Source organism: Mesorhizobium sp. M8A.F.Ca.ET.207.01.1.1 (assembly GCF_004794715.1).
GTDB lineage: Bacteria > Pseudomonadota > Alphaproteobacteria > Rhizobiales > Rhizobiaceae > Mesorhizobium.
This window is the reverse complement of sequence record NZ_SRUS01000242.1, coordinates 1-361: the sequence shown is the minus strand read 5'-3', so window position 1 is coordinate 361 and position 361 is coordinate 1. Positions and strand designations below refer to the sequence as shown.

The following is a 361-nucleotide window of genomic DNA, read 5'->3' as shown; positions in this document are numbered from 1 at the left end:
CTGGCAACAAGGGCGGTCCACAGGCTTTTCATCGAGGCACCGGTTTCCAATCAAGGTTTTCCCGCGACGAATATGGATCGGCGCCGGAGGGCGGCAAGGCTTTTGTGCGGGCCGGTGAGGATATTCCTGCGATCGGCCGTGTCGCGATCGGGCAGCCGGCGAGGCGAGAATCGGCGCGATGTCGGCAAGAGGCTAAAGCGCATCGCGATCTTTCAGATCCGCTCCGTGCTTTAGCTTTCTGATTTCTACGCATGCCTTTGTCCCGACAACCGGTTCCCGCTTTCGGGTGACATGCTTTAGTCAGGCATTCTGGCTTCCGCGTCCCACGCATTCGAGGCAGACCACGCTGTGTCCCGGGCAG

The 361-nt window shown here is 60.4% G+C and carries 1 protein-coding gene; it reads left to right on the top strand.

Annotated elements, in window-relative coordinates; translation table 11 throughout:
* Positions 1-242 (top strand): hypothetical protein (locus tag EN850_RS36885; protein ID WP_210238041.1); only part of this gene is annotated, 242 nt, incomplete at its 5' end.
* Between the last annotated feature and the right edge of the window lie 119 nt (positions 243-361).